Here is a 25,578-nt window from a genome sequence, read left to right as displayed (position 1 = left end):
GCGTCTCGCTGACGCGGCATGGCGCTTGGCGCTCACACCGCGGGAACCCAGCGCCTTTCGCACGATCCCGAAGGTGCCAGCGACATCGCGCTCCCACCCCCGCGGGAACAACAGGTTCCGAGCACCGCGCTTACCTCACCCCGCGACACGCTCTAAAGTCCGTGGCTTTCCCATGAACTGAAGGAGGCCGCGATGCGTATCGCGGTGATGGGCGCCGGCGCAGTCGGCTGCTACTACGGCGCCATGCTGGCGCGCGCCGGCCACGCGGTGACCCTGATCGGCCGGGCGCCGCTGGTCGAAGCGGTGCAGGCCCATGGCCTGCGGCTGGAGTCGGCCGCGTTCGATGGCGTGGTCGCGCTGCAGGCCAGCACCGCCGCCGCCGCGGCTGCCGAGGCCGAGCTGGTGCTGTGCTGCGTGAAGTCCGGCGACACCGAGACGGCCGGCGCCGCGCTCGCGCCCTGGCTCGCGCCGCAGGCCCAGGTGCTCAGCCTGCAGAACGGCGTGGACAATGCCGCACGCCTGGCGCAGGCGCTGCAGCATCCCGTCATCCCCACCGTGGTCTACGTCGGCACCGAGATGGCCGGCCCGGCGCATGTGCGCCACCACGGCCGCGGCGAACTGGTGATCGGCGCAGGGGCGACCAGCGCCGCGCTGGCCGCGATGCTGACTGAGGCCGGCATCCCGAGCGAGGTCTCGGACCGCGTGGCCGAAGCGCTCTGGGCCAAGCTGGTGATCAACTGCTGCTACAACGCGCTGTCGGCCATTTCCCAGCAGCCCTACGGCCTGCTGGTGCAGGTGCCGGGGATCAAGGACACCATGCGCGCGGTCTTCGACGAATGCACGGCGGTGGCCGCGGCCGCGTCCATCACGCTGCCCGACGACCTGTGGGACGCCACGTACGGCCTGGCACGCAACATGGCCGGCCAGCGCTCCTCCACCGCGCAGGACCTGGCGCGCGGCCGGCCCAGCGAGATCGACCATCTCAACGGCGCCGTCGTGCGGCTGGGCCGGGAACATGGCATCGCCACGCCGGTCAACCACACGCTGTGGAGCCTGGTGAAGCTGCTCGAGGCCGCGCCGCGCTAGCGGCGTCGGTCAGGGTGCGCGGCGATACACCGCCGCGTTGATGCACGAGAGCACGCTGATGATGAACCAGCCGAAGGGCAGCAGCGACAGCGTGATCAGCCAGGTGATGACGAAGGCCACGCAGCCGGTCAGGAACCACAGCACCGCCGAGATCAGCCGCCCCTGGAACAGCTGGCCCAGTCCCGGGATGAAGAAACTGCAGATGGCGGCGATGACGTTGCCTGCCGAACCCTGTCCTGCGCTCATGGGGATGTCCTGGAGTCCGATGCGGATCGATTGACCGCGATGCTCACCGCGCACGGCCGCCGCGCCCAGTGACGAAGGTCATGCGCCTGGAGCACGGGATCGGGGCGGCCCAAGCAACCCGTCGTTCCCGCGAACGCGGGAACCCAGCGCCTTCGACTTCTGCACGAATCCGCAAAGCTCGGCGCTTTCGCGGGCCCGCGAGCGGCGCCTAGTCCGCCACCGCGATCCGCATCCCATGCGGCGCCAGCATCGCATTCACGCGCGCGGTCAGGTCCAGCTCCGGCGGCGCGCATGTCTCGATCTCGTCCAGCCGGAGCATGAACGCATTCCAGAAATCGCCCGGCGCCGGGTGCGCGGCCACCAGCGCAGGCAGGGCCTGTTCCAGCGCCTGGAGCATGGCTTCGAGCTGCGGCGGCATGTCAGTCGGAAGCGCGGTCATGGCGAGCTTGCGCAGGCGCGTGGTGCGACTGCGCGGCGGTGGCGAAAGGGGTCCGGCTCATCTTACGGCGCCCGGTAACGCGGCCACCCGCACCCAACGCCAGCCTGTCCGCTTTCGCTGACCGATGCGCGCCCGGCGCTCAGCGGCGCATGCACCGCTGCCAGCGCGCGTTGACCCGGTCGGCGAACCAGGCGGTGGTCAGCTGGCGGGTGATCTTGGGGCTCTCCAGCCGGATGCCGGGCAACACCGCGCGCGGCAGCGGCCGACCGGCCGCCGCGTCGCCCAGGGCGAACACGCGTGCATACAACGCGCTGTCCTCGAACGCCAGTGTGTCACCCTGCTGCAGCGCGCGGCGGATCTGGCCCTCGTCCATGTCCAGGCGTGCGCCCAGTGCGCGCACCGCGCGCTCGGTGGCGCCCGGATCGTCCATGCCCGCGCCGGGCCGCAGCAGGTCGCCGTCCAGGGCCAGCTTGATGCCCGTGGCGCGACTGACCGCGGCCTGGAAGGCGGCGTTGCGGCTGGCGTACCAGCCGGCGTTGAAATCGGCGAAGCGGTACAGCAGCGCGTCGTAATGCGCCGGATAGCCCAGCAGATGGGCGGTGCCGAAATACAGCCCACCGCGCCGGGTGAACACCTCGTGGCGCACGCCGGCCTGCAGCGGATACGGATAGCCACGCGTGCGCGTCTGGGCGAAGGCGATGCTCACCTGCATCGGCCCGCCGGTGCGGACCGGGTTGAGCCCGCCGAACAGCTTGCCGCCCAGCGGCACCATGCCGACGAAGTCCTCGTACAGCTCGCTGAGCTGGCGCTCGGTGCGCACCGCCGCCAGGCGCTGGGCGTAGCTGCGCCCATCGGGCGAGGTGATGCGCAGCGCCGCATCGACCAGCAGGCCCGGCACATGCAGCGCCGCCGCGCGGCGGTCGATCTCGCCGCGCGCGATCGCCGGCAGGCCGGGCACCGGCGGATCGGCCTGGTAGGTGGATTCCTGCTCGGTCACCGCCAGCACCGCGCAGACGTGTTCGGGGCTGGCGTCGATGCCCTGCGCGGTCAGCGCCACGTAGACGTCGTCGGCCCAGCCTTGCGCATCGGGCAGCGTGGCCGGCAGCTTGCGCACGATCTCGGCGCGCACCGCATCGGGGTTGCGCTGCGGCGCCTTGGGTTGGGTCGCGCAGCCGGCCAGCAGCAGGCAGAGCAGCCCTGAGGCGGTGCGGATCGTGTCGAGGCGGCGCGGCGGCATGGCGCGCATGCTGCCATGCGCGCGTCCCGGTGCGCGTCACGGGCATCGAAAGGATGGCGAAGCCGCATGCAGGGCGTGCATGCGCAGCGTCGCTCGCGCGCGCACACCTTGCACCCGGCGGCTCCGCACCTCGAAAAACTCGCTCACTCACTACCGTCGTTCCCGCGAAGGCGGGAACCCAGCGGCTTTCGCACACCGCCTCGATGCCATCGGGTTTCCGACCTGCCCGCAAGTCGCCCGCTCCCGCCCCGAAGCCCCCGACAGCCCTACCCCCGGATCCGCCAGGCGATATGCGACAGCACGCGCTCGGCCGGCACGTTAGGCACCAGCCACACCGCGAAACCGGCGACCATCGCCGTGCCCACGACCCAAGGCGCCGCATGCGGCGGCAAGGCCAGCTGGGCGCGCCAGCGCCCCAGCATCCAGCCCGAGGCGGCCAGGCCCAGCCCCAGGCCGACCACGATCTCCGCCGGCGTGTGGCGGAAGCTGAGCACCCGCGCCACCGCCACGGCCACCGCCAGCGCCACGCCGATCAGGGTGGACAGCAGGCGCGTCGTCGGCGCGGCATGCGCGGCCAGCAGATAGCCCAGCACCGGATACAGCATCGCCGCCAGCGCGCTGTGGCCGCTGATGGTGAAGAAACCGACGCTGCGCCAGTCCACACCGAAGGCCTTGTAGGCCAGCTTGGACACCACGATCGCGCCGCCCAGCGCCACCAGCGTGGCGGCCCATGCCACGGCCAGACGCGGATTGCGCCCCCACCACAGCCCGCCCAGGACCAGCATGACCGGGACCAGCAGCCGGCTGTCGCCCATCCAGTTCAAGGCAGTGCTGAGCGGCGATGGCGTCATGCGAAAAGTCCGGCGGAGAGGCGACACCCCACACTACGGCAACCGCACCGAACCCAGGCCGCGTCCCGAGCGGGCCGTAATTGCCGTGTGGTGGGAGGTGCACGCCCGGCGCGCACGGCATCGAATCAATCTGGAGTGGCGGTATGGAGCGTGTGGACAGCGTGGTGATCGGCGCCGGCGTGGTCGGCCTGGCGGTGGCGCGGGCGCTGGCGTTGGCCGGGCGCGAGGTGCTGGTGCTGGAGGCCGAGTCGGCGATCGGCACGGGCACCAGTGCGCGCAACAGCGAGGTCATCCATGCCGGCCTGTACTACCCGCACGGTTCGCTCAAGGCGCGGCTGTGCGTGCAGGGCCGCCAGCAGCTGTACGCCTTCTGCCAGCGCACCGGGGTGGCGCATCGCCGCTGCGGCAAGCTGATCGTCGCGGTGGACGATGACCAGTGCGAAGGGCTGGCGCAGATCCGCCAGCATGCCCTGACCAATGGCGTGAGCGACCTGCGCGAGCTCGAGGCGGACCAGGTGCGCGCGCTGGAGCCGGACCTGCACGCCGTGGCCGCGCTGCTCTCGCCCAGCACCGGCATCATCGACAGCCACGGCCTGATGCTGGCCCTGCAGGGCGAGGCCGAGGCGCAGGGCGCGCTGCTGGCCCTGCGCGCGCCGGTGAGTGCCATCGCCTGCGAAGACCAGGGCTTTGCGATCGAGGTCGGCGGCGACAGCCCGATGCGGCTGCACGCCGACCTGCTGGTGAACAGCGCCGGCCACGGTGCGCCGGTGCTGGCCGCCGCCATGCGCGGGCTGGCCCCGGCGCATGTGCCGCAGGCGTGGTTCGCCAAGGGCAGCTATTTCAGCCTGGCCGGGCGCACGCCGTTCACGCATCTGGTCTATCCGCTGCCCGAGCCCGGTGGCCTGGGCACGCACCTGACCCTCGACCTGGCCGGCCGCGCGCGCTTCGGCCCGGACGTGGAATGGGTGGATACGCTCGACTACACGCTGGACCCGCGCCGCGGCGAGCGCTTCTACGCCGCGATCCGCCGCTACTGGCCCGGCCTGGCCGACGGCGCGCTGCAGCCGGCCTATACCGGCATCCGGCCCAAGATCAGGGGGCCGGGCCAGGCCAACGCGGACTTCCGCATCGACGGACCCGCGCACCACGGCATCGCCGGGCTGGTGAACCTGTTCGGCATCGAATCGCCGGGCCTGACCTCCGCGCTGGCCATCGCCGACCACGTCTGCGCGCTGCTGGAACTGACCGAGCCGGTCGCCGCCTGAGCGCCCGGCCCCTTCACGCGTCGATGCGGGACACTGCGCTCCCTCTCCGAGCAAGCCGAGCCACCCCATGCCGATCGAACTGAAGCTGCTGGCCTGGTCCATCCTGCTGGGCCTGGCCTATGTGCTGCTGGCCGCCGCCCTGGTCACCGCCAAGCGCGGCGTGGCCTGGAACGCCGGCAACCGTGATGCCCCGGTCGAACCGCTGCGCGGCCCGCCCGCGCGGGCGCAGCGGGCCAGCGCCAACTTCCTGGAGACCTTCCCGTTCTTCGCCGCCGGCGTGCTGGCCGTGGTCGCCCTGGGCCGCACCAGCCCGCACACGGCGCTGGCCGCGCAGCTGTACTTCTGGGCGCGGCTGGCCTATCTGCCGGTGTACGTGATCGGCATCCCCTACCTGCGCTCGATCATCTGGGTGGTGTCGCTGTGGGCGATCCTGCAGATGGTGTGGGCGCTGCTGTAGGCGCGCGCGCTTTCAGGTGGCGGGGAAGGCGCGCAGCACCGCGGCCGCCTCGCCTGCGCCATCCAGATCGTCGGCCAGCGCGCGGCAGTGCGCGGCCAGCGCGGTGTAGATCCCGGCCTCGGGCCGTTCCGGGCCGATGAAGGCGGCGATCTCCTCCATCTCCGGCGCCCAGCGCCGCGCCTTGGGCAGCAGGTCCGGCAGCGCATGGTCCAGCTGCGCCAGCAGCGCAGGATGGGTCTGCCCCAGCGCCGCGCGCAGGGCCTCGCCCGCATCGTGGCGCTGCGCGGCCAGGGCCATGGCGGCGCCCAGCAGCGCCACGCCCTTGTTGATCCCGGCGTAGGCCATCTTCAGCGCGCTGGCCGCGCCGACGCCGCCGCGCAGCGTGCGTGCCTGCAGGCCATGGGCCTCAAGCAGGTTGGCCAGCTCGGCCGCGTCGTCGGACAGGTAAATCGTCGGGCCGGGCGCCTCGCCCTTGGGCGGAAAGCCGAGGATGCAGCCGTCGACGAAGCGCGCACCCGCCGCCTCGATCACCGCCTGCACCTGCACTGCGGTGTCGGGGTTGATCGCGTTGAGGTCGACGAACACCGGCGGCCGCGCCACGCCCTGGCACCAGCCCGCGAACTCCCGCGCCAGGGGCATCGCCTGCGCCGGCGGCACCACCGACAGGAACCAGCGCGCCTGCATCAGCTCGCCGGTGGCCACCACGCGCAGGCCGGCGGCTTCGGCGCGCGCCCGGCTGGACGCGCTACGACCCTCCAGCGCGGCGAGCACCGGCACGCCGTGTGCCACCAGGCGCGCGCCAAGCGCCGCACCCATGGCGCCGGGCGCCACCAAGGCCAGGGGATCGGTCATCGCACGCGCTCGCTCGCTCGCCGGAAGATGCCGCACATCCTGCGCCTGGCCGTCGGCCTCGCCCAGCGACGCCGCGCCGGAACGTCCCGCCAGGAGGAACGTCCGGCTGCCGCGATTCCGCTGCGAACCGTGATCCGTCATGGCCCTCGGTATCCGGACTCGCCATGGGGCGCCGCGTTCCCCAGCGCGGCTCCCCATGGGCCAGTGCTCGCGATGCCGCTAAGCCTGCAGCTGCAGCGCGTCGCTGGGGACGATGCGCGCCACGCGCGGCAGCACGTGTTCGAGCGTCATCCGGTGCAGTTCCTCCGAGACGCTGGCGCACAGATCCGGCGCGACGACCACAGCGAAGCCCAGCTCCCAGGCATGGCGCGCGGTGGACTCGACACCGAAGTTGGTGGCGATGCCGCCCAGCACGATGGTGTCGATGCCGCGGCGGCGCAGCTGCTGCTCCAGGCTGGTTCCGGTGAAGGCGCCCCACTGACGCTTGGTCACGCGCAGGTCGCCGGGCTGGACCAGGCCGTCGTGCAGCTGCGACCAGTCGGCCGGCAGCGGGCCGCCGCCGAGCGGCCGGTCGACCGGCTGGTGCGGCGCATCGACCATGTCCGCGCCGAAATCGACATTGAGCAGCACGACCTGCGCGCCGGCCTGGCGGAAGCGGGCCGCGGCGGCGCGGCCGCGGGCCGCGACTTCCTCGCCACTGATGGGCTGCAGCGGCATGGCGGTGATGCCGTGCTGCAGATCGATCAACACAAGCGCCGTACGGCGCGGGGACAGCGTCAACATGGGGATCTCCAGGGGACAGGAAACACAACACGAAGTGGGTGGGCTAAAATGCGAGGATCGACTCGCATATGAGAATTGTGAGGATGCCCTCGCAAAAGTCAACCCAGGCCATCGCCCCCAAGCGCCAGCGCGGCCGCGATCGCGTCGCGGCGATCCTGAAGCGGCCACCCAGCTGTTCATCGACCAGGGCGCGGCGGTCACCATGACCGAGATCGCGGCCCGCTCGGGCACGGCGATCGGTTCGCTATACCGGTTCTTCCCCACCCGCGATGCGCTGGTGGCCACGCTGCTGGAGCGCTATACCGAGGACCTGTACCGGGCGCTGACCGAACTCGAGGCACGCGCCGCCACGCTGGCGCCCGACGCGCTGGCCGATGCGCTGCTCGGCCTGGCCCTGGACCGCAAGGCCGAACGCACCGCCGCGCTGGTCCTGGTGGAGATCACCGGCGACGAGGCCTTACGCGCGCGGCTGCGCGAGGACATGCGCCAGGGCGTGGCCGACATCCTGCGCCAGGCCGGCACCGTGCCTGCGGCGCAGGCTTCGGCCGCGGCCGAAGCGGTCGTCCTGCTGATCAAGGCGGCCGGCAGCCTGGCCCTGCAGCCCGGCAGCCAGGCCGCGCTGGACGAACTGCGCCAGCTGTTGCGCCACTACCTGGAGCAGCGCAACCGGTCGCGCTGATCCGCTCGCCGCGTCGTGCCCGGTTTTGCCATCTACAGACAACCGGACAACAACTTTTTAATCCCGTTCCCGGTCATGATGCGCGCTTGCTCGCGGCATCGCGCCGTGGAGGGAAGTGATGAAGTTACGAGTCGCCGCGTCCGCCCTGGTGCTGCTGTGCGCCGCCTGCAAACCCGCTGCCACGCCCGAACCGACCGCACCGCCGCCGGTGTCCGAGCCGGCGCCCGCCGAGTGCAAGGCCAACGCCGATTGCGAGCAGGGCGAGATCTGCAGCAACGGCAACTGCACCGCCTCCAGTGCCGGCGCCAACCCGATCGCGCCCGGCGCGCCGGGCGCTTCGGCCCCGACCCTGCCGCCGCAGGACAACGTGCCCCAGCCCGTGCCCTCGCAGGCCGGGCCGCCGGCGATGGCCTCGGTCGGCGACCTGGTGCCGGGCGTGCCGACCTGCAAGGCCGGCGATGGCCGCACGCCGATCCCGGTGTGGAAGCCTTCGGTCACGCCGGACAACGTCGTCGGCAGCGCGCCGCCGCAGGAAGACCATCAGGTGGTCGTGCTCGACCTGGAGTCGCTGCACGAGCCCAAGTGCAACGACAAGGACAGCAACCTGTTCACCGTAGCCTCGAGCGGCGCGCCGGAAGAGGCGCTGCGCATCGGCGTGCGCGGCAACACGCAGGAGATCGACGGCGTCTGCCACCTGACCGGCCTCTACCGCACCGAGCTGCTGCCGGCCAAGCAGGGCAAGCGCGGCAAGACCGAGCCGGCCAGGATCGAATTCACCGCCGAGGACGCCTCGGGCATCGCCTCGTCCAACCGGTATTGCGTGCAGGCGGCGCCTTGAGGGGTGGCGATGCCGGGCTTGGCGTTTGCTGAGGCATCGCCGGCCCGCGGGTTGCCCGTCATCAGGCACGGCTTTTGTCCTTGAGGGAAGGACTCAAGGCGGGGAAGAACCCGAAAATCCGTCGTTCCCGCGAAAGCGGGAACCCATGGACGTTGCTCGACCTGCACGGAGTCCCTGGATCCCCGCGTTCGCGGGGATGACGGTGGTTGGGTGGCCTGTGATCTGTCACAGCGCGCGCTAGGCGCACAGTGAGCCTTTCGCGAAAGCGGCGCCGCCGCTCGGCACGCCCGCGATGCCGCACACAACCCAGCGCTACACTGCGCGCCCGACGTTCCCACGACACGCTCCACCCATGCGCAATCCCCTGCAGGAACAGCTGCTCAAGGCCGGCCTGGTCAAGAAGGGCAAGGCCGACCAGATCGCCCGCGACCAGGTCAAGGCGCGGCTGGCCAAGGGCCAGGCCAAGCCGCCTGCCGATGCGGATCGGGTCGATGCGGCCCGGCTGCAGGCCGAACGCGCCGAGCGCGACCGCGCCCTGGCCGCCGAACGCAATGCGCAGGCCAAGCGCCAGGAGCTGCAGGCGCAGATCCGCCAGATCGTGGACACGCACAAGGTCAAGCGCGGCGGCGAGGTCGAGTACCGCTTCAACGACGGCAAGGCGATCCGCACCGTACTGGTCGACACCGCGCTGCGCGCCCAGTTGGCCAATGGCGCGCTGGTGATCGTGCGCCATGGCGAGGGCGTGGAACTGATCCCGCGCGCCGCCGCGCAGAAAGTGTACGAACGCGATGCATCGTTCGTGCTGCTCGACCATGGCCGCAAGGAGGGCGAGGCATCGGCCGCCGCGGCGGACAACGCCACGCCCGCTGGCGACGACTTCTACGACCAGGACCGCTTCAAGGTGCCGGACGACCTGATGTGGTGAGGTACACGGCGGTCACTGACCCGCCGGCGGCTCCCACAGCTCGACCTTGTTGCCTTCCGGGTCGATGACCCAGCCGAACTTGCCCTGCTCGGAAGACTGCGTTTCGTCGGACACGTGGCAGCCCTCGCCGCGCAGCGCGACCAGCAGCGCGTCGAGATCGGCGACGCGGAAGTTGACCATGAAGGACGCGGTGCCAGGCGACATGTAGGTCGTGTCGGCGGCGAACGGGCTCCACAGCGTCATGCCCGGCGCGCTGCCCTCGCCGCCCCAGTTGAAGATGGCGCCGTTCCAGTCGGCCACCTCCAGACCGAGGTGATCGCGATACCAGGCGGCCAGTGCGGCCGGATCGCGTGCCTTGAAGAAGATGCCGCCGATGCCCGTGACTCGCTTCATGGCGCTGCCTGTATGGGTGATGGCGGATTCTTGGGCACAGGCGTGAATGAAGCAAGCGCGCCTCAACGCACGCGCACGCCCTTGGCCGCATCCCAGTGCAACGGCTTGTCCGAGCGCGGCAGCGGCGCATCGCGGCGCGGATCGGCGGCCACGCCGTGCGGCCAGTCGGGTGGGCAGATCGCGGTGAAGCTGGCGTAGCCGCCGGTGCCGCCCTTGAACCTTGGGAAGCCGATCGCCACCAGCGCGCCGACTTCCGGCACCTGGTCCAGGTGCGCCACGCCTTCGGCCTGGGCGTAGCCGTGGTGCATCAGCCAGGCCTCGCCTTCCAGCTTGGGGCTGTCGTCGGTGTCCAGCGGCTCGTGCCCGTGCAGCAGGATGTGGCGCTGTTCGTGCAGGAACTTGAGCGCCGGCAGCGACACGCCCGGGAAGCGCTCCTGTTTGGCCAGCGCTGGATCCGGCCAGCGCCTGGACCAGTCCGAGCGCACGAACACCACCGCGCCTTCCGGGATGTGGCCATGGCGCCGCTCGAAGGCCTCGATGTCGGCCACGCTCAGCGCATAGCCGGGGTTGCGCTGGACCTGCTCGACGATGGAGATCACCACCAGCGGCCGCAGCGTGTAACTGGCCGGCAGCTCGTCGATGGATGGATATTCCGGCGCCCAGTGCGCGGGCGGATCGAGCTGGGTGCCGAGCTGGTCGGTGGCCAGCGTGTAGCGCGTGGCCTCGAAACCGTCCTTGGCGTAGGTGTAGGCATGGCCATCGGCCGGGTCGCGGGCCGGTTCGAACGTCGAAGGTCCGAAGCCATGCCAGACCGGGATGTCCGGCGCGATCACATGCGAGAGCGACACGTACTTCACGCCCTTGAGCTGCTGGGCGTAGACGTCCCAGAGGCGGGTGTCGTCGGCGTGCGCCGGCGGGGCGGCAGCGATCAGGCAGGCGATCAGCAGGCAGGGCAGGCGCGGCATTGGGGGCTCCGTGGGCGTGGGCGTCGTGGACATCCTGCCCGCTCGGCGGCGTACATTCGAGCCACGCGCCGCGCGTACCATGCCGGGGCCATGAACCATGCCCTGCCCCCGCGACAGACCCTGCTGGCCGACCTGGCCACGCTGGCCGACTGCGCGCGGGCCGAAGGGTTCGCCTGCATCGCCGCGCGCCGCGAACATGGCGCCCAGTCGGTGGACATCCCCGGGCCGCAGGTGGCGATCCTGCTGCAGGGCCGCAAGCAGGTCAGCACCGCGACGCAGCTGCTCGCGTTCGAGCCGGGCGATCTGTTCCTGACCACCCGGGCCTGCCGCATCGATGTGATCAACACGCCCGATGCCGCCAGCGGCCTGTACCTGACCGCGGTGATTCCCCTGTGCGTCGAGGTGCTGGAGGCCGCGCGTTTGCTCTGGGCCGAACCCCTGCCCCAGCCCGGCCAGGCCCTGGCGCGATTGCCCATCGAGGACTTCGCCACGGCCCTGCCGCAGTGGCGCCAGGCGCTGGCCGAAGGACGCTACGCCGAAGCCCGGCTGGTGCTGGCGGGCATGGTGGTGGCGCTGTGCCGGCGCGGACACGGCAGCCTGCTGCTGCCACCCGAGCCGACCCTGGCGGCGCAGGTGCAGGCGCTGGTGGCCGACCAACCGGAGCGCGACTGGCAGTCGCGCGATGTCGAGCAGGCGCTGTCGCTCAGCGGGGCCACCCTGCGCCGCCGCCTGGCCGCCGAACGCACCTCCCTGCGCCAGCTCATCGTCGAGGCGCGCCTGGCGCGTGCGATGGAACTGCTCTACACCACACGCTGGCCGTTGAAGACCGTCGCCGCCCGCGTGGGCTACCGTTCGGCGCGCAGCTTCAGCCAGCGCTTCCAGCAGCGCTACGGGCTGGACCCGGCGCGCATCGGCAACCAGCTGCCGGACTGAACGCTGCCACGGCGTTCGCCTGCTCGCCCGTCCATGCGAGGGCTGCGTGAGCCGCCCGGCGCGTATGCGCTGGCCGCGATGCGCAAGGCTGCGCGTCCGCCGCGCGCACAGGCCATGCCGCTGCGCTCGCGATAGCGCGCGGAACACGTGATGAGCGTTGCGCGCAGCGGGTTGAGCGATTCGCGCGCGCCTCCTCTCCCAGCATGTGTCCAGGGCGCCAGCCGGCGCGCATCCCTGGAGATACCGCATGACCCTGTTCTCGCCACGTTTGCTGCTCGCCGCGGCCCTGCTGAGCGCGGGCGGCGCCTGTGCCGGTGCCGCGCATGCCGCCGCAAGCGATACGCCCACCACGCAGGTACCCGGCTATTACCGCCAGCAGATCGGCAGGCTGCGGGTGACCGCGCTGTTCGACGGGACCGTGGCCTTGCCGCGCCAGCAGTTGCTCGGCATCGACGCCGGCAACATCACCCGCCTGCTGGACGGCCGCTACGTGCCCGAGGACGGCAAGGGCCTGCAGACCGCGGTCAACGCCTACCTGGTGCAGGACGGCACCCATCTGACCCTGGTGGACACCGGCACCGCCAACTGCTTCGGCCCCGGCCTGGGCCAGGTGCTGAGCAATCTGCGCGCGGCCGGCGTGGACCCGGCGCAGGTGGACGACATCCTGCTCACCCACGCCCACCCCGACCACCTGTGCGGCGTGCTCGATGCACAGGGCCAGGTGGCTTATCCCAACGCCACGCTGTGGCTGACCCGCGCCGATGCGGCCTACTGGCTCGATCCCGCGTCCGAGGCCCAGGCGCCGCAGCCGCTGCGCTTCGCCTTCCCGCTGGCCCGCAAGGCCGTGGCGCCCTATCAGGCCCAGGGACACCTGCGCCTGTTCGCGCCGGGCGACGCGCTGCCGGGCCAGGTGCAGGCGATGGATTCGCACGGCCACACGATCGGCCATGTGTCCTATCTGTTCGACGGCGGCGCCGGGCAGCGGCTGCTGGTGTGGGGCGACATCGTCCACTACCACGCCGTGCAGTTCGCCCAGCCGCAGGCCTCCTACGAAGCCGACAGCGATCGCGCCGCCGCCATCGCCGCGCGCCGACGCCTGATGCGCCAGGCCACCGACGCCGGCTGGTGGGTCGCCGGCGCCCACCTGCCCTTCCCCGGCCTGGGCCATATCCGCAGCGAAGGTCAGGCCTTCGCCTGGGTGCCGGCGGAGTTCAGCCCGCTGCCGCCGGCGACGCCTTGAAGCAGCCGCGAGCCCTCGCCGCAGAAGCCACAAGGGCACCCCCTGTAGAGCGGAGCTTGCTCCGCTGGAGCTTTCCCGAGATCCGATCGAAATGCAGCGGAGCAAGCTCCGCTCTACACGGCTCCCCTGATTCGCCAGGACTGGCGCGTGCGCCGGGGAGATACGGTTCCGGACCTCAATGCTGCTCCATTATCCGACGTTCGAGTTGAAGCGTGAGCCCAAATACACCAGCGCCGCGAACACGGCGATGACCGCAACAAGCACAATCGTCACCCACTTGGTGATCAATCGCAGATCCGGATTATCCAGCGCACGCTCGAACCCCGCCGCGTCCACCGACACCACCGGCACGTGCCTAGAATCATGGAGGATCCGACGGGCATCGTCTGCCTGTTCGTTGATGCATACGAACAGCACCCATTGCTTCCCCATGCGGCTTCCTTCCACCTGGGTTTGGAGGGTGGGAATGCCCTTGGACCTGAGCAGATGCCGAAGCTCGGCGAGCTTTTCAACGTCATAGAAGCGGCCGATGAATTCCACGAGGGTGCCCTGTGTGTGGTGAGGCGGACCACCAGCAGCTTGGCTCTGGTCTTATGGCGGCGCTATGGCTGGAGATAAATGACTGGCCACAGAAGTGTCAGGGCAGCGAAAGCAATGAAGGGATATGAGGCGATCCTGGACTTTGCCAAGGAGGCGCAGGCAAGAAACCATGGCCCAAACGCGAGCGGACCGATAAGCGCGAAACCCAGCTGTGACGGGATCAGAAAGACGATTGCCAGACAAGCCAAAAGGCCAACGCCAGCGCAGGTAAACAGTCCATTTCGATGTCGCCGCAGCCCTTCGAAGAAGTGTTCCAACATCTGCACGGCGTCTCCTCGCGATGGGAACCGGCCAAACATGATACGTGTGGCGAAATCTTGCATCATGCTGGGTCAACCAAACACCTGAATCAAGGGCTGACCCGCAACGCCGACAGGTGACGACGCCAGCGCCCAGTCAGGAGGTAGATGGGCAGCACCGCGTCTTTCTCACCCGTCCAGCAGGGCCTTGTCGCGCACGGCGCCCTTGTCGGCGCTGGTGGCGAGCAGGGCGTAGGCCTTCAGCGCGGTGCTGACCTTGCGCGGGCGCGGCTGGGCCGGCTTCCAGCCCTTGGCGTCCTGCTCGGCGCAGCGGGCGGCGAGTTCCTCGTCGGTGACCAGCAGGTTGATGCCGCGGTTGGGGATGTCGATCAGGATGCGGTCGCCGTCGCGCACCAGGCCGATGGCGCCGCCGGCGGCGGCCTCGGGCGAGGCGTGGCCGATGGACAGGCCGGAGGTGCCGCCGGAGAAGCGGCCGTCGGTGAGCAGCGCGCACTGCTTGCCCAGGCCCTTGGATTTCAGATACGAGGTCGGGTAGAGCATTTCCTGCATGCCGGGGCCGCCCTTGGGGCCTTCGTAGCGAATCACCACCACGTCGCCGGCCTTGACCTCGTCGCCGAGGATGCCCTTGACCGCCGCGTCCTGGCTCTCGAACACCTTGGCCGTGCCTTCGAACACGTGGATGGATTCGTCCACGCCGGCGGTCTTCACCACGCAGCCGTCGCGGGCGATGTTGCCGTAGAGCACGGCCAGGCCGCCTTCGGCCGAATAGGCGTGCTCGACGCTGCGGATGCAGCCCTGCGCGCGGTCCACGTCCAGCGACGGCCAGCGCGTGGCCTGGCTGAAGGCGATCTGGGTCGGGATCCCGGCCGGCCCTGCCTTGTAGAAGGTCTGCACGGCCTCGTCCTGCGCGGTGGTCACGTCCCACTTGGCGATGGCCTCGGCCAGCGTCCGCGCATGCACGGTGGGCACGTCGGTGTGCAGCAGCCCGCCGCGCGCCAGTTCACCCAGAATCGCCATGATCCCACCGGCGCGATGCACGTCTTCGATGTGGTACTTCTGCGTGTTCGGCGCGACCTTGCACAGCTGCGGCACCCGGCGCGAGAGGCGGTCGATGTCGCGCATGTCGAAGGGCACCTCGCCCTCCTGCGCGGCGGCGAGCAGATGCAGGATGGTGTTGGTCGACCCGCCCATGGCGATGTCCAGCGTCATCGCGTTCTCGAAGGCCTCGAAGGTGGCGATGCCGCGCGGCAGCGCGGTGGGATCTTCGGCACCGTACCAGCGGTGGCACAGCTCGACCGCGGCCACGCCGGCGCGCTTGAACAGCGCCTCGCGGTCGGCATGGGTGGCCACCACGGTGCCGTTGCCCGGCAGCGACAGGCCCAGGGCCTCGGTCAGGCAGTTCATCGAATTGGCGGTGAACATGCCGCTGCACGAGCCGCAGGTCGGGCAGGCGCTGCGCTCGACCGCGGCGACCTGCTCGTCCGTCGCGTTCGGATCGGCCGCCATCACCATCGCATCGATCAGGTCCAGCTTGTGATCGGCCAGCCGGGTCTTGCCGGCTTCCATCGGCCCGCCGGAGACGAACACGGTCGGGATGTTGAGGCGCAAGGCGGCCATCAGCATGCCCGGGGTGATCTTGTCGCAGTTGGAGATGCACACCAGCGCGTCGGCGCAGTGCGCGTTGACCATGTACTCGACCGAGTCGGCGATGATCTCGCGGCTGGGCAGCGAATAGAGCATGCCGTCATGGCCCATGGCGATGCCGTCGTCCACCGCGATGGTGTCGAACTCCTTGGCCACCCCGCCCACGCGCTCGATCTCGCGCGCCACCAGCTGGCCCAGGTCCTTCAGGTGCACGTGGCCGGGCACGAACTGGGTGAAGGAGTTGGCGATGGCGATGATCGGCTTGTGGAAGTCGGCGTCCTGCATGCCGGTGGCGCGCCACAGCGCGCGGGCGCCGGCCATGTTGCGGCCGTGGGTGGAGGTCCTGGAGCGGTACTCGGGCATGGCGGTCGGTCTTGAGCGAGCGCGAAGGCTGGCGTGCGGCGGAAAGCCGGCATTTTCCCCCCGTTTGCTCCGTTGCTGCTGCAACTGACCGTTCAGCCATGTAGGACCAGCCGCCCGGCACTGCAGGCATCATGGGCCATCGCCCGCCCAGAACGGACCCCGATGAAACGCTCCACCACCACGCGCCTGCTGCTGATGGGCGCCGCGCCCCTGCTGTTCACCGCCTGCCAGAACGAGCCGGAGGTCCGCCAGGGCCTGTACACCACCGTCGAGGCCTGCACCCGCGAGACTGGCGACGCGGCCAGCTGCAAACAGGCCTTCGACAGCGCCCAGAAGCAGTCGGCCGACCAGGCGCCGCGCTACGCCACGCGCGAGCAGTGCAAGGTGGACTGGGGCGAGGACCGCTGCGCCGAGCAGCGCGACAGCCAGGGGCACTCGTTCATCGGGCCGCTGATGGCCGGCTTCTTCATGTCGCAGATGCTGAACAACCGCGCCGGCTTCAACGCCGCGCCGGCCTACCAGAACCGCGACAACGGCTGGCTGCGGCCCACCCCGGGCGCGCGGCCGGACACCTCCGGCGCGTTCCGCACCGGCACCCCCGGCATGACCCCGATCAACGCCACGCCCAACCGCGCCGTGACCGTCAGCCGCGGCGGCTTCGGCGCGCGCAGCAGCGGCCGCGCCAGCTTCGGCGGCTGACATGCGCCGCATCGCCATCACCCCGCGCGGCGACTGGCGCGCGCAGGCGGCCGAGTGCGGCTTCGACTTCCACACCATCGACGGCGCGCCGTACTGGGACGAAAGCGCTTACTACGCCTTCACCCTGCGCCAGATCGAGAACGACCTGGAGGATCCCAGCGCCGAACTGCACGCCATGGCGCTGGACCTGGTGGACGACATCGTGCGCGACGCGCAGCTGCTCGAACGCCTGGCGATCCCGCAGTTCGCCTGGTCCTGGATCGCCGAGAGCTGGCAGCAGCGCCAGCCGCATCTGTACGGCCGGCTGGACCTGGCCTACGACGGACGCGGGCCGGCCAAGCTGTACGAACTGAACTACGACACGCCCACCTCCCTGTTCGAGGCCGCGTTCTTTCAGTGGCAATGGCTGGAGGACCAGCGCGCCGCGCAGCGGCTGCCGGCGCAGGCCGACCAGTTCAACTCGCTGCACGAGGCGCTGGTGGCGCGCTTCGGGCAGATCGCCCCCGCCCTGCCCGGCCCGCTGCGCTTTGCCGCCGTGCGCGACTCCACCGAGGACCGCGGCACGGTCGCCTATCTGCGCGACTGCGCGGCCCAGGCGGGGCTGCTCAGCGAGTTCGTCGCCATCGAAGACATCGGCCTGTCCGAGGACGGCCGCTTCACCGACCTGGACGACGGGGTGATCGGCACGCTGTTCAAGCTCTATCCGCTGGAGGACCTGCTGGCCGAGGAATTCGGCCGCGCCCTGCCGGCCTCGGGCCTGCAGCTGCTGGAACCGGCGTGGAAGGCGGTGCTGAGCAACAAGGGCCTGCTGCCGCTGCTGTGGCAGCGCCACCGCGGCCATCCCAATCTGCTGGAGGCGCATTTCGACGACGGTGCGCCGCTGCGTGCGGGCCGGGTGCGCAAGCCGCTGCATTCGCGCGAGGGCGCCAACATCGTCCTGCACCTGGCCGACGGCGGCTGGCAGGAAAGCGACGGCCCCTATGCCGGACCGTGCATCGTCCAGGCCGCCCATCCGCTGACCGCCTTGGACGGCCGCTATCCACTGATCGGCAGCTGGGTAATCGGCGATAGCGCCTGCGGTATCGGCATCCGTGAGGACGACACCCGCATCACCCGCGACAGCGCGCGCTTCGTGCCGCACGCGATCATCGATGAGGCGCCCGGGGTGTTCTACGCCTGAGCGCGGCGGCAGACTGAGCGCGTTGGAAGGCGATACAAGGACGAAGCCTGATGCGATTCCTGAAATCCCATGCGCTGTTGATCGCGAGCGTGCTGCTGTACGGCGTTTCGCTGTTCCTGCCCGCCCTGTACGGCGGCGGCTCGTACCTGGTCGGGCTGGTGCTGCTGATCTTCGGCGCGCTTCCTCTGGCCGATTCCTCCTGTTTCGCCTGGCTGGCGAATGGCCTGTACGCCGCGGCGCTGATCGCCTACCTCATGCGCCGCACGCGCGTAGTCCTCGTCCTGAGTCTGCTCGCATTCGGGGTGGGACTGGACACCGTGCGCGTGGACCGCTTTCCGCTGGACGAAGGCGGAATGAACGTCATGCGCCAGGCCTTCGGCGAAGGCTTCTACGTCTGGGAAGTGAGCTTCCTGCTGCTGGCCGCCTCGGCTGCCATGCCGCTGCTGCGTGCGCGCAGGAACCAGCCGCCGCCCTTGCCGCCGGTGTAACGAAGCACTTGGTCGCGACGGGCGGGTGCGATCTTCGATAAGGCGCCTGGGGTAAGAGCGATGCAGCCACCCGCTCTTTGTGGGAGCCGCCAGGGCGGCGATGGGCTTGCCCGGGTAAGCCTCATCGCCGCCATGGCGGCTCCCACCTGTAGAGCGGAGCTTGCTCCGCTGCGTTTCGGCCGGATCGTTGCGAAGCCCCAGCGGAGCAAGCTCCGCTCTACTCACTCCTGCCTCAAAGCAGCCCCTCGCGCTTGACCGCCAGATAGCGCTCAACCAGCGCGCCGGGCAGCTGCGCGGTGGTCAAGTCCAGCACCATCACGCCGTGGCCGCGCAGGGCCTCGTGGGCGGCGGCGCGCTGGTCGAGGTAGCGGGCCACCGCGCCGGCCTGGATGGCGCCGGACAGGTCGGTGACCTCGGCCTCCAGCGCCTGGTCCAGTTCGGCCTCGCGCAGGCTGGCCACGCACACCAGGTGCCGGCGACGCAGCAGGTGCACGGCGGCCAGCAGGTCTTCGATGTCCTCGTCGCGCACGTTGGTCACCAGCATCACCAGCGCGCGGCGGCGCTGGCGTGCGGACAGTTCGCTGGCCATCGCGAGGTAGTCGCAGGCGGTGGCCGAGGGCTGCAGGTCGTAGGCGGCGCGCAGCAGGGTGTCGATGCCGGCCATCCCGCGCCGCGGCGGCACCCAGCGCGGCTGCTCGCCGGTGGACAGCAGGCCGGCGGCATCGCCCTGGCGCAAGGCGAGGTAGGCCACCACCAGCGCGGCATTGAGCGCATGGTCGAAATGCGCCAGCCCGTCCTCGCGCGCCAGCATGCGCCGGCCGGTGTCCAGCACCAGCACCAGCTGCTGGTTCTTCTCGTCCTGGTATTCGCGCGAGATCAGCTTGCCCGCGCGCGAGGTGGCCTTCCAGTCGATCTGGCGCAGGCTGTCGCCGACGCGGTACTCGCGCATCTGGTTGAAGTCGGTGCCTTCGCCCCGGCGGCGCTTGAGATGCGCGCCGACCAGCCGCGAGGCTTGGTCGGCGCTGAACAAGGCCAGCCTGGCCAGCGGCGCGAAATCCGGATACACGCGCACCGCCTGCGGCGCGCCGACCACGCGCGCCTGCTTCCATAGCCGCAGCGGCGAGGCCAGGCGCAGCTGCACGCCGGCGAACCAGGCATCGCCGCGCGCGATGGGGCGCAGCGTGTAGGCGAAGGTGGCGGTGGCGTCGCGCGCCAGGCGCAGCGCGCGCGGCAGGCCCTGCGAGGGCCAGGCGCCCGGATGCAGGTCGAACACCTCCACGCGCTGCGTCCGCCCCGGGGACGCCAGCGTCAGCTGCACCTCGCGCGGCAGGTCCAGCGCCAGCGCTTCGGGAACGCGGCGCTGCACCTGCGGCGCGGGCAGCCGCCACAGCAACAGCGCATCGAGCAGCGCCAGTCCGGCGATCGCCACCCCGATGCCCTGCCAGGCCGTCAGCGGCAGCTCGGCGAACAGCACGGCGAGCCCGGACAGGCCCCAGGCGCACAGCAGTGCGATCAGTGGCGCGGCGGGTCTCATTGCAACCGTGCCGCCATGAGCGCCCGCTTGGTGGGAGCCGCCATGGCGGCGATGAGGCTTTCCCAGTAAGGCCCCTCGCCGCCATGGCGGCTCCCACCTGTAGAGCGGAGCTTGCTCCGCTGGGGCTGTCCCGATGATCCGGCGGAAACGCAGCGGAGCAAGCTCCGCTCTACAAGGAGGCGGCGAGGTGAGTGGGACAGACAGGTGCTCCCACGATGGTGCGAGGTCACCCTCACTTGCGCGGCGCCTCGACCTTGGCCAGCAGCGCGGCCAGCACGTCGTCGGGCGACTGGCCCTCGATCTGCAGTTCCGGCGCAAGCGCGATGCGATGGCGCAGCGCCGGCAGCGCGACCTCGCGCACGTCGTCGGGAATCACGAAGTCGCGCCCGCCCAGCACCGCCTGCGCGCGCGCCGCGCGCACCAGGGCGATGCTACCGCGCGGCCCAGCGCCCAGCGCGATGCCCGGCCAGCTGCGCGTGGCGGCGGCCAGGCGCACGGCGTAGTCGATCACCTGCGCGTCCACCTGCACCTGCGCGGTGGCGCGCTGCAGCGCGACCACATCGCTGGCAGAGGCCATGCAGCGTACCTGGCTCAGGTCGAAGTCGGCGGCGGTGCGGCCGGTGGTGATCGCATCGACCATGCGCTTCTCGTCCTCCAGCGCCGGGTAGTCGATCAGCACCTTCAGCAGGAAGCGGTCCAGCTGCGCCTCGGGCAGCGGATAGGTGCCCTCCTGCTCGACCGGGTTCTGCGTGGCCAGGGTGAGGAAGGGCGGCGCCAGCGGGAAGGACTGGCCCTCGATGGTCACCTGCCCTTCCTGCATCGCCTCCAGCAGCGCCGACTGGGTCTTGGCCGGCGCGCGGTTGATCTCGTCGGCCAGCAGCAGGTGGGTGAACACAGGCCCGCGGCGAATCTCGAAGCGCTGCGTGCCCGGGTCGAACACCGCATGGCCCGACACGTCGCTGGGCATCAGGTCCGGGGTGAACTGCACGCGGGCGAAATCCAGCGACAGCGCCTGCGACAGCGCGCGCACCAGCAGGGTCTTGCCCAGGCCCGGCACGCCTTCGATCAGCACATGGCCGCCGGCCAGCAGCGCGATCAGGATCTGGTCCAACGGCTGCGGCTGGCCGATGAACGCCCGCGCCACTTCGGCGCGCACCGCGGCCACACGTTCGGCGATGCCATCGAAGGCCGGCGGCGCGGCCTGGGGAAACTCGCTCATAGTCGTTGCCTCATGAACATCAGCAGGGAAATGCGGTCGGCGAACTCGCGGCGCTCGCGGTCCGTGGGCGATTGCAGGGCGCGCGCCATGCGCGCGGCCGGCAGGTCGAAGCGTCGCGCCAGCGCGTCGGCCTGGGCCGCACCGGTCAGCGCGGCCGCCACCGGATCGCGGCGGCGCAGCCGGGTGAGGAAGGCCTTGCGCGCGGCGGCATGCAGCAGCACGCCGCGCCGATAGCGATAGAGGTGCTCGCCGCTGGCGCGCACGTGTTCGAGCAGCGAGCGGCGCGCGGGCGCCGGCGGCGGCGGCAGCGGCCCGAAGCGCTGCGCCCGCAGCGTCATCCAGGCCAGCAGCGCCAGCAGCAGCGGCGCCCACACCGGCCAGCCGCGTTCGAGCACGGTGCGCCACAGCGACGGCATCCGCGTGGCGTAGACCAGGTGCATGGTGCCGTGGCCGTAGTTGGGCGCCAGCACCTGCCGCGCGAGCGCCTGATGCGTGGGCGCGCGCAGGCCGCTGCCATCGTCGCCGCGCCGCACCGGCCCACCGTTCTGCAGGAAGTCCACGTCGGCCAGCACGTCCACATAGCCCTGGCCGCGCGCCAGGCGCGCGTAGACATAGCCGTCGCGCAGGTTGCCCCAGGCCAGCACCGGCTGCACGCCCTGGAAGCTGAAGCGTCGCGCGCCGCAGAACTCCACATGCGGCGGCTGTCCCCGCACCTGGAAGGGCGCGCAGTCGCCGACCGCCATCGGCGTCAGCCGCAGCGCCTCCAGCAACGGCATCGATTCGTGCAGCCCGAAGGCCGGGCCCGGCGGCGTGCGCACCACCAGGTGGCCGCCGCGCGCCACCCAGTCCAGCAGTGCACTCGCGCGCGCGGCATCGAGATAGCGCGGGTCGTCCAGCAGCACCAGCGTGTCGCGCCGGCCCAGCTGGGCGATCTCCAGATCGAAGCGCGGCCGCGCATCGACGCGCACCCCATCGGCGCGCAGCGCCTGCTTGAGGACATAGAGCGGATTCCACGCCGCCTCGCCGGCCGGCGGAAGGTCGACGCGGTACGCCACCCGTTCGTAGGTGTGCACGAACCACGCCACCAGCACGAACAGCACCGTGCCGCTGGCGAGCGCGATCAGGCCCGGCTTGGCGCCGCGCGTGCTCTGGCTCATGCCGGCCACCGGTAGCGCGTCTGCAGGGCAGCGATAAGCGCCTCGAACTCCTCGGCCTGCGGCAGGCGCTGTGCATAGGCCGCGTACTGCCACACGCGCACCATGCGTGCGAACAGGCCGCGGTCGGCCTCCTCGGGCTGGCGCTGCGCCGCGCGCAGGCACTGCGCCTCGGTCGCGCCCGGCGGCAGCACCACGCCGGCACGCTCGGCCATCGCCTCGACGCTGGCGCGATACAGCAGGGCCAGCGCATGGCGCGGCTGTCCCTGCGCCCACAGCCGGCGCGCGCTGGCGGCGATGTCCGGCGGCAGGACCTGCGGCAGCTCGACCACGCCGGGGGTGACGGGCGCCGGCACCGGCCGCGGCGTGCGCACGCCGCGCATCCAAGGCCACCAGTGGCGCGCGCTGGCGAGCAGGAACACCAGCAGCAGCCCGAGCACGATCCACAGCCCCCATTCGCCGATGAAGGCCAGCACGCGCTGCAAGCGTTCCAGCCAGCTCATGTCCAGCTTGGGCGGCTCGGCGATCTCGGGCGGCCGGCGGCGCTGCCAGGTGTGGTCGGTGCGGTGACGATCAATCAGCGGGTCGCGATAGGCCTGCACCACCGCGCGGCGGAAGCGCGCATCGTCCACGCGCTGGCCTTCGAACACCTGTTCCACACCGGGTGGTGGCGCCTCGCTGGCCGACTCCGGCTGCTGCGCGCGCAGCGGCGCCACCCCGACCAGCGCCAGCAGCAACACCAGCGGCGCGGCGGCGGCCAGCAGGCGCCGGCGCAGCCGGCGGAAGGCGATCTCCACGTCCCAGGCCTCGATCTGCGTGCGCCGGTTGAGGTACAGGCCGAAGCCGGCGCCGACGAAGAACGGCTCCACCGCGCCGATCGCGATCCAGAAGAACGCGTTGAACCCCAGCTGCGCCCACAGCGGCGGATCGGACAGCATCGCCAGCCCGGCGCGCGCGGCCTGCGGCAGGTAGTCGATCGGCACGAACACGGCCACCATCGCCACGCAGGCCAAAGTCAGTGCCAGCTGGAACCCCAGGAACACCAGCGTCAGCACCAGCGCGTTGCCGTAGAGCGTGGCGCCCAGCACGCGGCGACGCGCACGCAGGCGTGCGCCGTGTTCGCCCTCCAGCGTCTCGATCGGCAGGAACAGGCTGCGCGCGCCGCTGAAGCGCCGCCAGGTCAGATAGCCCAGCATCGGCCGCCAGCCCCAGCGCAGCTGCGCGGCCAGGGTCTGGCGCGTGGTCGGCACCTGTCCGAACACGCCGCGCGAGATCACATACAGCGGCACGCGGTCGAACAGCGGCTTGATCCACCACAGCACCAGGCAGGAGGCCAGCGGCGAGGACAGCGCCCACGCGCCGGCGTTGACCAGGGCGAACACCGGCAGGGCCAGCCACAGCCACGGCTTCCAGATCGCGCCCGCGTGCCGGCGCACCAGCGCGGTGCCCAGCTCGACCGCCTCCCAGGGCGAGCGCGCGCGCAGCTCGACGGTGAGCTGCTCAGCGCGCATCGCGATCCGGCTCCGCGCCGCCGCGGCCACCGCGCCACAGCCACACGATGACGCCGGTCCACAGCACCGCGGCCACCGCGTACTTCACCGGATGCGGAATGCTGGCCACCGAGGACCAGAACGCCTCGATGAAGGCCGCCACCAGCAGCATGAAGGCCACGCCCAGGCACAGCCGCGCGCCGATCGCGCCGGCCTGCACCAGGGCCTGCCCGCGCGTGCGCCGGCCCGGCGCCAGCCAGCTCAAGCCCAGCTGCAGGCCGGCACCGCCGGCGATCACCAGGGCGGTCAGCTCGAACGCGCCGTGCCCGCACACGAAGCTCCACAGCGGCCCGCCCGAGCCGATGCGCGTGAGATGGCCGAACAGCGCGCCGATGGTCAGCCCGTTGCTCACCAGCACCACCAGGCTACCCACGCCCACCACCAGCCCGCTGGCGAAGGTCTGCAGGCCGATGCCGATGTTGTTGCGGATATAGACGCCGAACATCATCCAGTCGCTGCCGCTGTCGCGGCCGATGCGCGGGTTGGACGGGTCGTACATGCGCTCCATCGCCGCCACCATCCGCGGGTCCATGAGCGCATGGATCAGCTCGGGCCGGAACTGCAGCAGCACGGTCATGCCCACCAGCGGCACGCCGAACAGCGCCAGCGCCACCCACATGCAGCGCGCCTGGCTGCGCACCAGCCGCGGGAAGCCGGCCATCAGGAACTCCAGCGCCGTGCGCCAGCGCAGCGGCGGGGTGCGGTAGAGCACCTGGTGGCCCTGTTCCATCAGCGTCTGCAGGCGGCCGGTGACCTGCGCGCTGTAGCCGCGCCGGCGCGCCAGCGACAGCTGCTGGGCGATGCGCCGGTAGCGCTGGGGCATGGCCTCATCGCCCAGCGCGCCGGTGTTGCGCGTGTCCTGCGCCCGGCGCGCATCGGCGCGCGTGCGCAGCCAGTCCTCCAGCTCCTGCCACTCGCGCTGGTGGCGCGCGACGAACTGCTCCTGCCTCATCGCCGCCCCAGCAGCCAGTTGGCCATGCCGAACAGGCGCAGCACGCCGGCCGGGCCGCGCGCGCCGGTGAGCGGTTCGAGCAGGTCGGCCAGTTCGACCTGGCGCTCGGGCGTGAGCTGCGTCGCGCGTTCGCCGAAGGCGACGATGGCGGCCTGCTCGGCGGGCCGCAGCGTGGCGCGCGGCACCACCACCGCGTTGACCGGTGCCGACGCGGGCGGTTCGGCGTGTTCGGCATGGATGACCAGGGTGCCGGCGGCCAGGTCGCCCAGCCGGCGCGCGGACGGATCGATCAGGCTCACCACCAGCCCGGCGGCGTAGCCGAAGGGCAGCATGTCCACCACGCGCAGCAGGTTGCGGGTGATCGCGGCCGGCCAGCCGATCGGCGCACCGTTGGCCAGCACCACGCGCAGGCGCATCGCGCGCTTGCCCAGCGTCTGCCCGTGCCACAGCGCCTCGAGCACGATCATGTAGCCCCATTGCAGCAGGAAGGCGGCGACCAGGCTCAGGCCATCGCCGAACTTGCCCAGCAGGCTCAGCACCATGATGGCGGCGAACATCATCCCCACGCGCACCACCAGGTCCACGCCCCAGGCCACCGCGCGCGGCACCGGCCCGGCCGCGGGCAGCTGCAGCGACACGCCCTCAGGCGTGACCACCTCGCGCACCGTATCGAGCACCACGGCCGGCGCGGCCCCCTGCGCGATGGCCGTCATCGAATGTCCCGTTGAAGCACCCGCGCCTGCCTG

27 protein-coding genes are annotated in these 25,578 nt (G+C 71.2%); 11 read left to right on the top strand and 16 right to left on the bottom strand.

What is annotated here, in order from left to right; genetic code table 11:
- Positions 1–192: 192 nt before the first annotated feature.
- Positions 193–1,086, top strand: a complete 894-nt coding sequence (locus ACFJIT_RS18305; RefSeq protein WP_379654519.1) for a ketopantoate reductase family protein — start codon at positions 193–195, stop codon at positions 1,084–1,086.
- 9 nt (positions 1,087–1,095) lie between these two features.
- Here the strand turns inward: ACFJIT_RS18305 and ACFJIT_RS18300 are convergent, their stop codons facing one another.
- The 4 genes from ACFJIT_RS18300 to ACFJIT_RS18285 form a co-directional block, all read right to left on the bottom strand.
- Complete coding sequence (locus ACFJIT_RS18300) at positions 1,096–1,332, bottom strand: hypothetical protein (protein ID WP_130521653.1); 237 nt, start codon at positions 1,330–1,332, stop codon at positions 1,096–1,098.
- Positions 1,333–1,540: 208 nt separating this feature from the next.
- The gene (locus tag ACFJIT_RS18295; protein WP_379654518.1) at positions 1,541–1,771 is read right to left on the bottom strand and encodes a hypothetical protein; all 231 of its coding nucleotides are present in this window, start codon (positions 1,769–1,771) and stop codon (positions 1,541–1,543) included.
- 139 nt (positions 1,772–1,910) lie between these two features.
- Positions 1,911–3,008, bottom strand: a complete 1,098-nt coding sequence (locus ACFJIT_RS18290; RefSeq protein ID WP_379654517.1) for a DUF1615 domain-containing protein — start codon at positions 3,006–3,008, stop codon at positions 1,911–1,913.
- 266 nt (positions 3,009–3,274) lie between these two features.
- Positions 3,275–3,859 (bottom strand): phosphatase PAP2 family protein, encoded by a 585-nt coding sequence (locus tag ACFJIT_RS18285; protein ID WP_130521651.1) that lies wholly within the window; start codon positions 3,857–3,859, stop codon positions 3,275–3,277.
- Between the two features lie 143 nt (positions 3,860–4,002).
- Between ACFJIT_RS18285 and ACFJIT_RS18280 the strand changes: the two genes are divergently transcribed.
- Entirely contained in the window at positions 4,003–5,124 is a 1,122-nt protein-coding gene (locus tag ACFJIT_RS18280; protein ID WP_379654516.1) for an NAD(P)/FAD-dependent oxidoreductase, read from the top strand.
- A gap of 67 nt (positions 5,125–5,191) precedes the next feature.
- The gene (locus ACFJIT_RS18275) at positions 5,192–5,581 is read left to right on the top strand and encodes an MAPEG family protein (protein ID WP_130521649.1); all 390 of its coding nucleotides are present in this window, start codon (positions 5,192–5,194) and stop codon (positions 5,579–5,581) included.
- Between the two features lie 12 nt (positions 5,582–5,593).
- Here the strand turns inward: ACFJIT_RS18275 and ACFJIT_RS18270 are convergent, their stop codons facing one another.
- Positions 5,594–6,433 (bottom strand): DUF1932 domain-containing protein, encoded by an 840-nt coding sequence (locus ACFJIT_RS18270; protein ID WP_379654515.1) that lies wholly within the window; start codon positions 6,431–6,433, stop codon positions 5,594–5,596.
- A gap of 219 nt (positions 6,434–6,652) precedes the next feature.
- The gene (locus ACFJIT_RS18265) at positions 6,653–7,216 is read right to left on the bottom strand and encodes a hydrolase (protein WP_130521647.1); all 564 of its coding nucleotides are present in this window, start codon (positions 7,214–7,216) and stop codon (positions 6,653–6,655) included.
- Between ACFJIT_RS18265 and ACFJIT_RS18260 the strand changes: the two genes are divergently transcribed.
- From ACFJIT_RS18260 to ACFJIT_RS18250, 3 genes are all read left to right on the top strand, one after another.
- Positions 7,134–7,895 carry a TetR/AcrR family transcriptional regulator gene (locus ACFJIT_RS18260; RefSeq protein ID WP_379654514.1) on the top strand — a complete coding sequence of 254 codons (762 nt, stop codon included), beginning with the start codon at positions 7,134–7,136 and terminating at the stop codon, positions 7,893–7,895. The two genes, ACFJIT_RS18265 and ACFJIT_RS18260, sit on opposite strands and share 83 nt — an antisense overlap.
- 118 nt (positions 7,896–8,013) lie before the next feature.
- Positions 8,014–8,733 carry a hypothetical protein gene (locus tag ACFJIT_RS18255; protein ID WP_306995089.1) on the top strand — a complete coding sequence of 240 codons (720 nt, stop codon included), beginning with the start codon at positions 8,014–8,016 and terminating at the stop codon, positions 8,731–8,733.
- 352 nt (positions 8,734–9,085) lie between these two features.
- A complete protein-coding gene (locus ACFJIT_RS18250; RefSeq protein ID WP_130532400.1) occupies positions 9,086–9,658 on the top strand; it encodes a DUF2058 domain-containing protein in 573 nt (190 codons plus the stop codon).
- Between the two features lie 12 nt (positions 9,659–9,670).
- Here the strand turns inward: ACFJIT_RS18250 and ACFJIT_RS18245 are convergent, their stop codons facing one another.
- Together ACFJIT_RS18245 and ACFJIT_RS18240 are read right to left on the bottom strand one after the other, a co-directional pair.
- Entirely contained in the window at positions 9,671–10,051 is a 381-nt protein-coding gene (locus ACFJIT_RS18245) for a VOC family protein (RefSeq protein ID WP_130521643.1), read from the bottom strand.
- 62 nt (positions 10,052–10,113) lie between these two features.
- The gene (locus ACFJIT_RS18240; RefSeq protein WP_379654513.1) at positions 10,114–11,016 is read right to left on the bottom strand and encodes a cyclase family protein; all 903 of its coding nucleotides are present in this window, start codon (positions 11,014–11,016) and stop codon (positions 10,114–10,116) included.
- A gap of 90 nt (positions 11,017–11,106) precedes the next feature.
- On the opposite strand from ACFJIT_RS18240, the gene ACFJIT_RS18235 reads away from it, so the two are divergent.
- Positions 11,107–11,949, top strand: coding sequence for a helix-turn-helix transcriptional regulator (locus ACFJIT_RS18235; RefSeq protein ID WP_379654512.1), 843 nt, complete (start codon positions 11,107–11,109; stop codon positions 11,947–11,949).
- 247 nt (positions 11,950–12,196) lie between these two features.
- Positions 12,197–13,189: an MBL fold metallo-hydrolase gene (locus ACFJIT_RS18230; protein WP_379654511.1), complete on the top strand. Its 993-nt coding sequence runs from the start codon at positions 12,197–12,199 to the stop codon at positions 13,187–13,189.
- 189 nt (positions 13,190–13,378) lie between these two features.
- On the opposite strand, the gene ACFJIT_RS18225 is transcribed toward ACFJIT_RS18230, so the two are convergent.
- Positions 13,379–13,729: a hypothetical protein gene (locus ACFJIT_RS18225; RefSeq protein WP_379654510.1), complete on the bottom strand. Its 351-nt coding sequence runs from the start codon at positions 13,727–13,729 to the stop codon at positions 13,379–13,381.
- 488 nt (positions 13,730–14,217) lie between these two features.
- Positions 14,218–16,056 (bottom strand): dihydroxy-acid dehydratase, encoded by a 1,839-nt coding sequence (gene ilvD, locus ACFJIT_RS18220; RefSeq protein ID WP_379654509.1) that lies wholly within the window; start codon positions 16,054–16,056, stop codon positions 14,218–14,220.
- Positions 16,057–16,218: 162 nt separating this feature from the next.
- Here ilvD and ACFJIT_RS18215 point away from each other — a divergent pair, with 162 nt between their 5' ends.
- From ACFJIT_RS18215 to ACFJIT_RS18205, 3 genes are read left to right on the top strand one after another with little or no spacing between them, the layout of a single operon-like run.
- On the top strand, positions 16,219–16,755 hold the full coding sequence (locus ACFJIT_RS18215; protein WP_130521638.1) for a DUF1190 domain-containing protein: 537 nt from the start codon (positions 16,219–16,221) through the stop codon (positions 16,753–16,755).
- 1 nt (position 16,756) lies between these two features.
- A complete protein-coding gene (locus ACFJIT_RS18210; protein ID WP_379654508.1) occupies positions 16,757–17,935 on the top strand; it encodes a glutathionylspermidine synthase family protein in 1,179 nt (392 codons plus the stop codon).
- Between the two features lie 50 nt (positions 17,936–17,985).
- Positions 17,986–18,423: a hypothetical protein gene (locus ACFJIT_RS18205; RefSeq protein WP_379654507.1), complete on the top strand. Its 438-nt coding sequence runs from the start codon at positions 17,986–17,988 to the stop codon at positions 18,421–18,423.
- 232 nt (positions 18,424–18,655) lie between these two features.
- Here the strand turns inward: ACFJIT_RS18205 and ACFJIT_RS18200 are convergent, their stop codons facing one another.
- From ACFJIT_RS18200 to ACFJIT_RS18175, 6 genes are all read right to left on the bottom strand, one after another.
- Positions 18,656–19,957, bottom strand: coding sequence for a DUF58 domain-containing protein (locus ACFJIT_RS18200; protein ID WP_379654506.1), 1,302 nt, complete (start codon positions 19,955–19,957; stop codon positions 18,656–18,658).
- A 232-nt stretch (positions 19,958–20,189) separates the two neighbouring features.
- The gene (locus tag ACFJIT_RS18195) at positions 20,190–21,176 is read right to left on the bottom strand and encodes an AAA family ATPase (protein WP_379654505.1); all 987 of its coding nucleotides are present in this window, start codon (positions 21,174–21,176) and stop codon (positions 20,190–20,192) included.
- Entirely contained in the window at positions 21,173–22,333 is a 1,161-nt protein-coding gene (locus ACFJIT_RS18190) for a DUF4350 domain-containing protein (RefSeq protein ID WP_379654504.1), read from the bottom strand. The genes ACFJIT_RS18195 and ACFJIT_RS18190 overlap by 4 nt, the downstream gene beginning before the upstream one ends.
- Entirely contained in the window at positions 22,330–23,841 is a 1,512-nt protein-coding gene (locus ACFJIT_RS18185; protein WP_379654503.1) for a DUF4129 domain-containing protein, read from the bottom strand. Before ACFJIT_RS18185 ends, ACFJIT_RS18190 begins: the two co-directional genes overlap by 4 nt.
- Complete coding sequence (locus ACFJIT_RS18180) at positions 23,831–24,832, bottom strand: stage II sporulation protein M (RefSeq protein ID WP_286575745.1); 1,002 nt, start codon at positions 24,830–24,832, stop codon at positions 23,831–23,833. Before ACFJIT_RS18180 ends, ACFJIT_RS18185 begins: the two co-directional genes overlap by 11 nt.
- Positions 24,829–25,545 carry an RDD family protein gene (locus ACFJIT_RS18175; RefSeq protein ID WP_379654502.1) on the bottom strand — a complete coding sequence of 239 codons (717 nt, stop codon included), beginning with the start codon at positions 25,543–25,545 and terminating at the stop codon, positions 24,829–24,831. Before ACFJIT_RS18175 ends, ACFJIT_RS18180 begins: the two co-directional genes overlap by 4 nt.
- Positions 25,546–25,578 lie beyond the last annotated feature (33 nt).

It is taken from the genome of Pseudoxanthomonas sp. UC19_8, assembly GCF_042700505.1.
GTDB lineage: Bacteria > Pseudomonadota > Gammaproteobacteria > Xanthomonadales > Xanthomonadaceae > Pseudoxanthomonas_A > Pseudoxanthomonas_A winnipegensis.
The sequence above is the reverse complement of the archived record's forward strand: the minus strand, read 5'-3'. Positions and strand labels throughout refer to the sequence as shown.

Bases quoted from the DNA above. Each gene is read 5' to 3' on its own strand.
- ACFJIT_RS18175 (WP_379654502.1), bottom strand. From the start codon at position 25,545: ATGACGGCCATCGCGCAGGGGGCCGCGCCGGCCGTGGTGCTCGATACG.
- ACFJIT_RS18205 (WP_379654507.1), top strand. From the start codon at position 17,986: ATGCGATTCCTGAAATCCCATGCGCTGTTGATCGCGAGCGTGCTGCTG.
- ACFJIT_RS18285 (WP_130521651.1), bottom strand. From the start codon at position 3,859: ATGACGCCATCGCCGCTCAGCACTGCCTTGAACTGGATGGGCGACAGC.
- ACFJIT_RS18265 (WP_130521647.1), bottom strand. From the start codon at position 7,216: ATGTTGACGCTGTCCCCGCGCCGTACGGCGCTTGTGTTGATCGATCTG.
- ACFJIT_RS18250 (WP_130532400.1), top strand. From the start codon at position 9,086: ATGCGCAATCCCCTGCAGGAACAGCTGCTCAAGGCCGGCCTGGTCAAG.
- ACFJIT_RS18215 (WP_130521638.1), top strand. From the start codon at position 16,219: ATGAAACGCTCCACCACCACGCGCCTGCTGCTGATGGGCGCCGCGCCC.
- ACFJIT_RS18230 (WP_379654511.1), top strand. From the start codon at position 12,197: ATGACCCTGTTCTCGCCACGTTTGCTGCTCGCCGCGGCCCTGCTGAGC.
- ACFJIT_RS18185 (WP_379654503.1), bottom strand. From the start codon at position 23,841: ATGCGCGCTGAGCAGCTCACCGTCGAGCTGCGCGCGCGCTCGCCCTGG.
- ACFJIT_RS18305 (WP_379654519.1), top strand. From the start codon at position 193: ATGCGTATCGCGGTGATGGGCGCCGGCGCAGTCGGCTGCTACTACGGC.
- ACFJIT_RS18260 (WP_379654514.1), top strand. From the start codon at position 7,134: ATGGGCTGCAGCGGCATGGCGGTGATGCCGTGCTGCAGATCGATCAAC.
- ACFJIT_RS18255 (WP_306995089.1), top strand. From the start codon at position 8,014: ATGAAGTTACGAGTCGCCGCGTCCGCCCTGGTGCTGCTGTGCGCCGCC.
- ACFJIT_RS18240 (WP_379654513.1), bottom strand. From the start codon at position 11,016: ATGCCGCGCCTGCCCTGCCTGCTGATCGCCTGCCTGATCGCTGCCGCC.
- ACFJIT_RS18235 (WP_379654512.1), top strand. From the start codon at position 11,107: ATGAACCATGCCCTGCCCCCGCGACAGACCCTGCTGGCCGACCTGGCC.
- ACFJIT_RS18180 (WP_286575745.1), bottom strand. From the start codon at position 24,832: ATGAGGCAGGAGCAGTTCGTCGCGCGCCACCAGCGCGAGTGGCAGGAG.
- ACFJIT_RS18295 (WP_379654518.1), bottom strand. From the start codon at position 1,771: ATGACCGCGCTTCCGACTGACATGCCGCCGCAGCTCGAAGCCATGCTC.
- ACFJIT_RS18290 (WP_379654517.1), bottom strand. From the start codon at position 3,008: ATGCCGCCGCGCCGCCTCGACACGATCCGCACCGCCTCAGGGCTGCTC.
- ilvD (WP_379654509.1), bottom strand. From the start codon at position 16,056: ATGCCCGAGTACCGCTCCAGGACCTCCACCCACGGCCGCAACATGGCC.
- ACFJIT_RS18300 (WP_130521653.1), bottom strand. From the start codon at position 1,332: ATGAGCGCAGGACAGGGTTCGGCAGGCAACGTCATCGCCGCCATCTGC.
- ACFJIT_RS18275 (WP_130521649.1), top strand. From the start codon at position 5,192: ATGCCGATCGAACTGAAGCTGCTGGCCTGGTCCATCCTGCTGGGCCTG.
- ACFJIT_RS18270 (WP_379654515.1), bottom strand. From the start codon at position 6,433: ATGACCGATCCCCTGGCCTTGGTGGCGCCCGGCGCCATGGGTGCGGCG.
- ACFJIT_RS18190 (WP_379654504.1), bottom strand. From the start codon at position 22,333: ATGAGCCAGAGCACGCGCGGCGCCAAGCCGGGCCTGATCGCGCTCGCC.
- ACFJIT_RS18195 (WP_379654505.1), bottom strand. From the start codon at position 21,176: ATGAGCGAGTTTCCCCAGGCCGCGCCGCCGGCCTTCGATGGCATCGCC.
- ACFJIT_RS18280 (WP_379654516.1), top strand. From the start codon at position 4,003: ATGGAGCGTGTGGACAGCGTGGTGATCGGCGCCGGCGTGGTCGGCCTG.
- ACFJIT_RS18200 (WP_379654506.1), bottom strand. From the start codon at position 19,957: ATGAGACCCGCCGCGCCACTGATCGCACTGCTGTGCGCCTGGGGCCTG.
- ACFJIT_RS18210 (WP_379654508.1), top strand. From the start codon at position 16,757: ATGCGCCGCATCGCCATCACCCCGCGCGGCGACTGGCGCGCGCAGGCG.
- ACFJIT_RS18245 (WP_130521643.1), bottom strand. From the start codon at position 10,051: ATGAAGCGAGTCACGGGCATCGGCGGCATCTTCTTCAAGGCACGCGAT.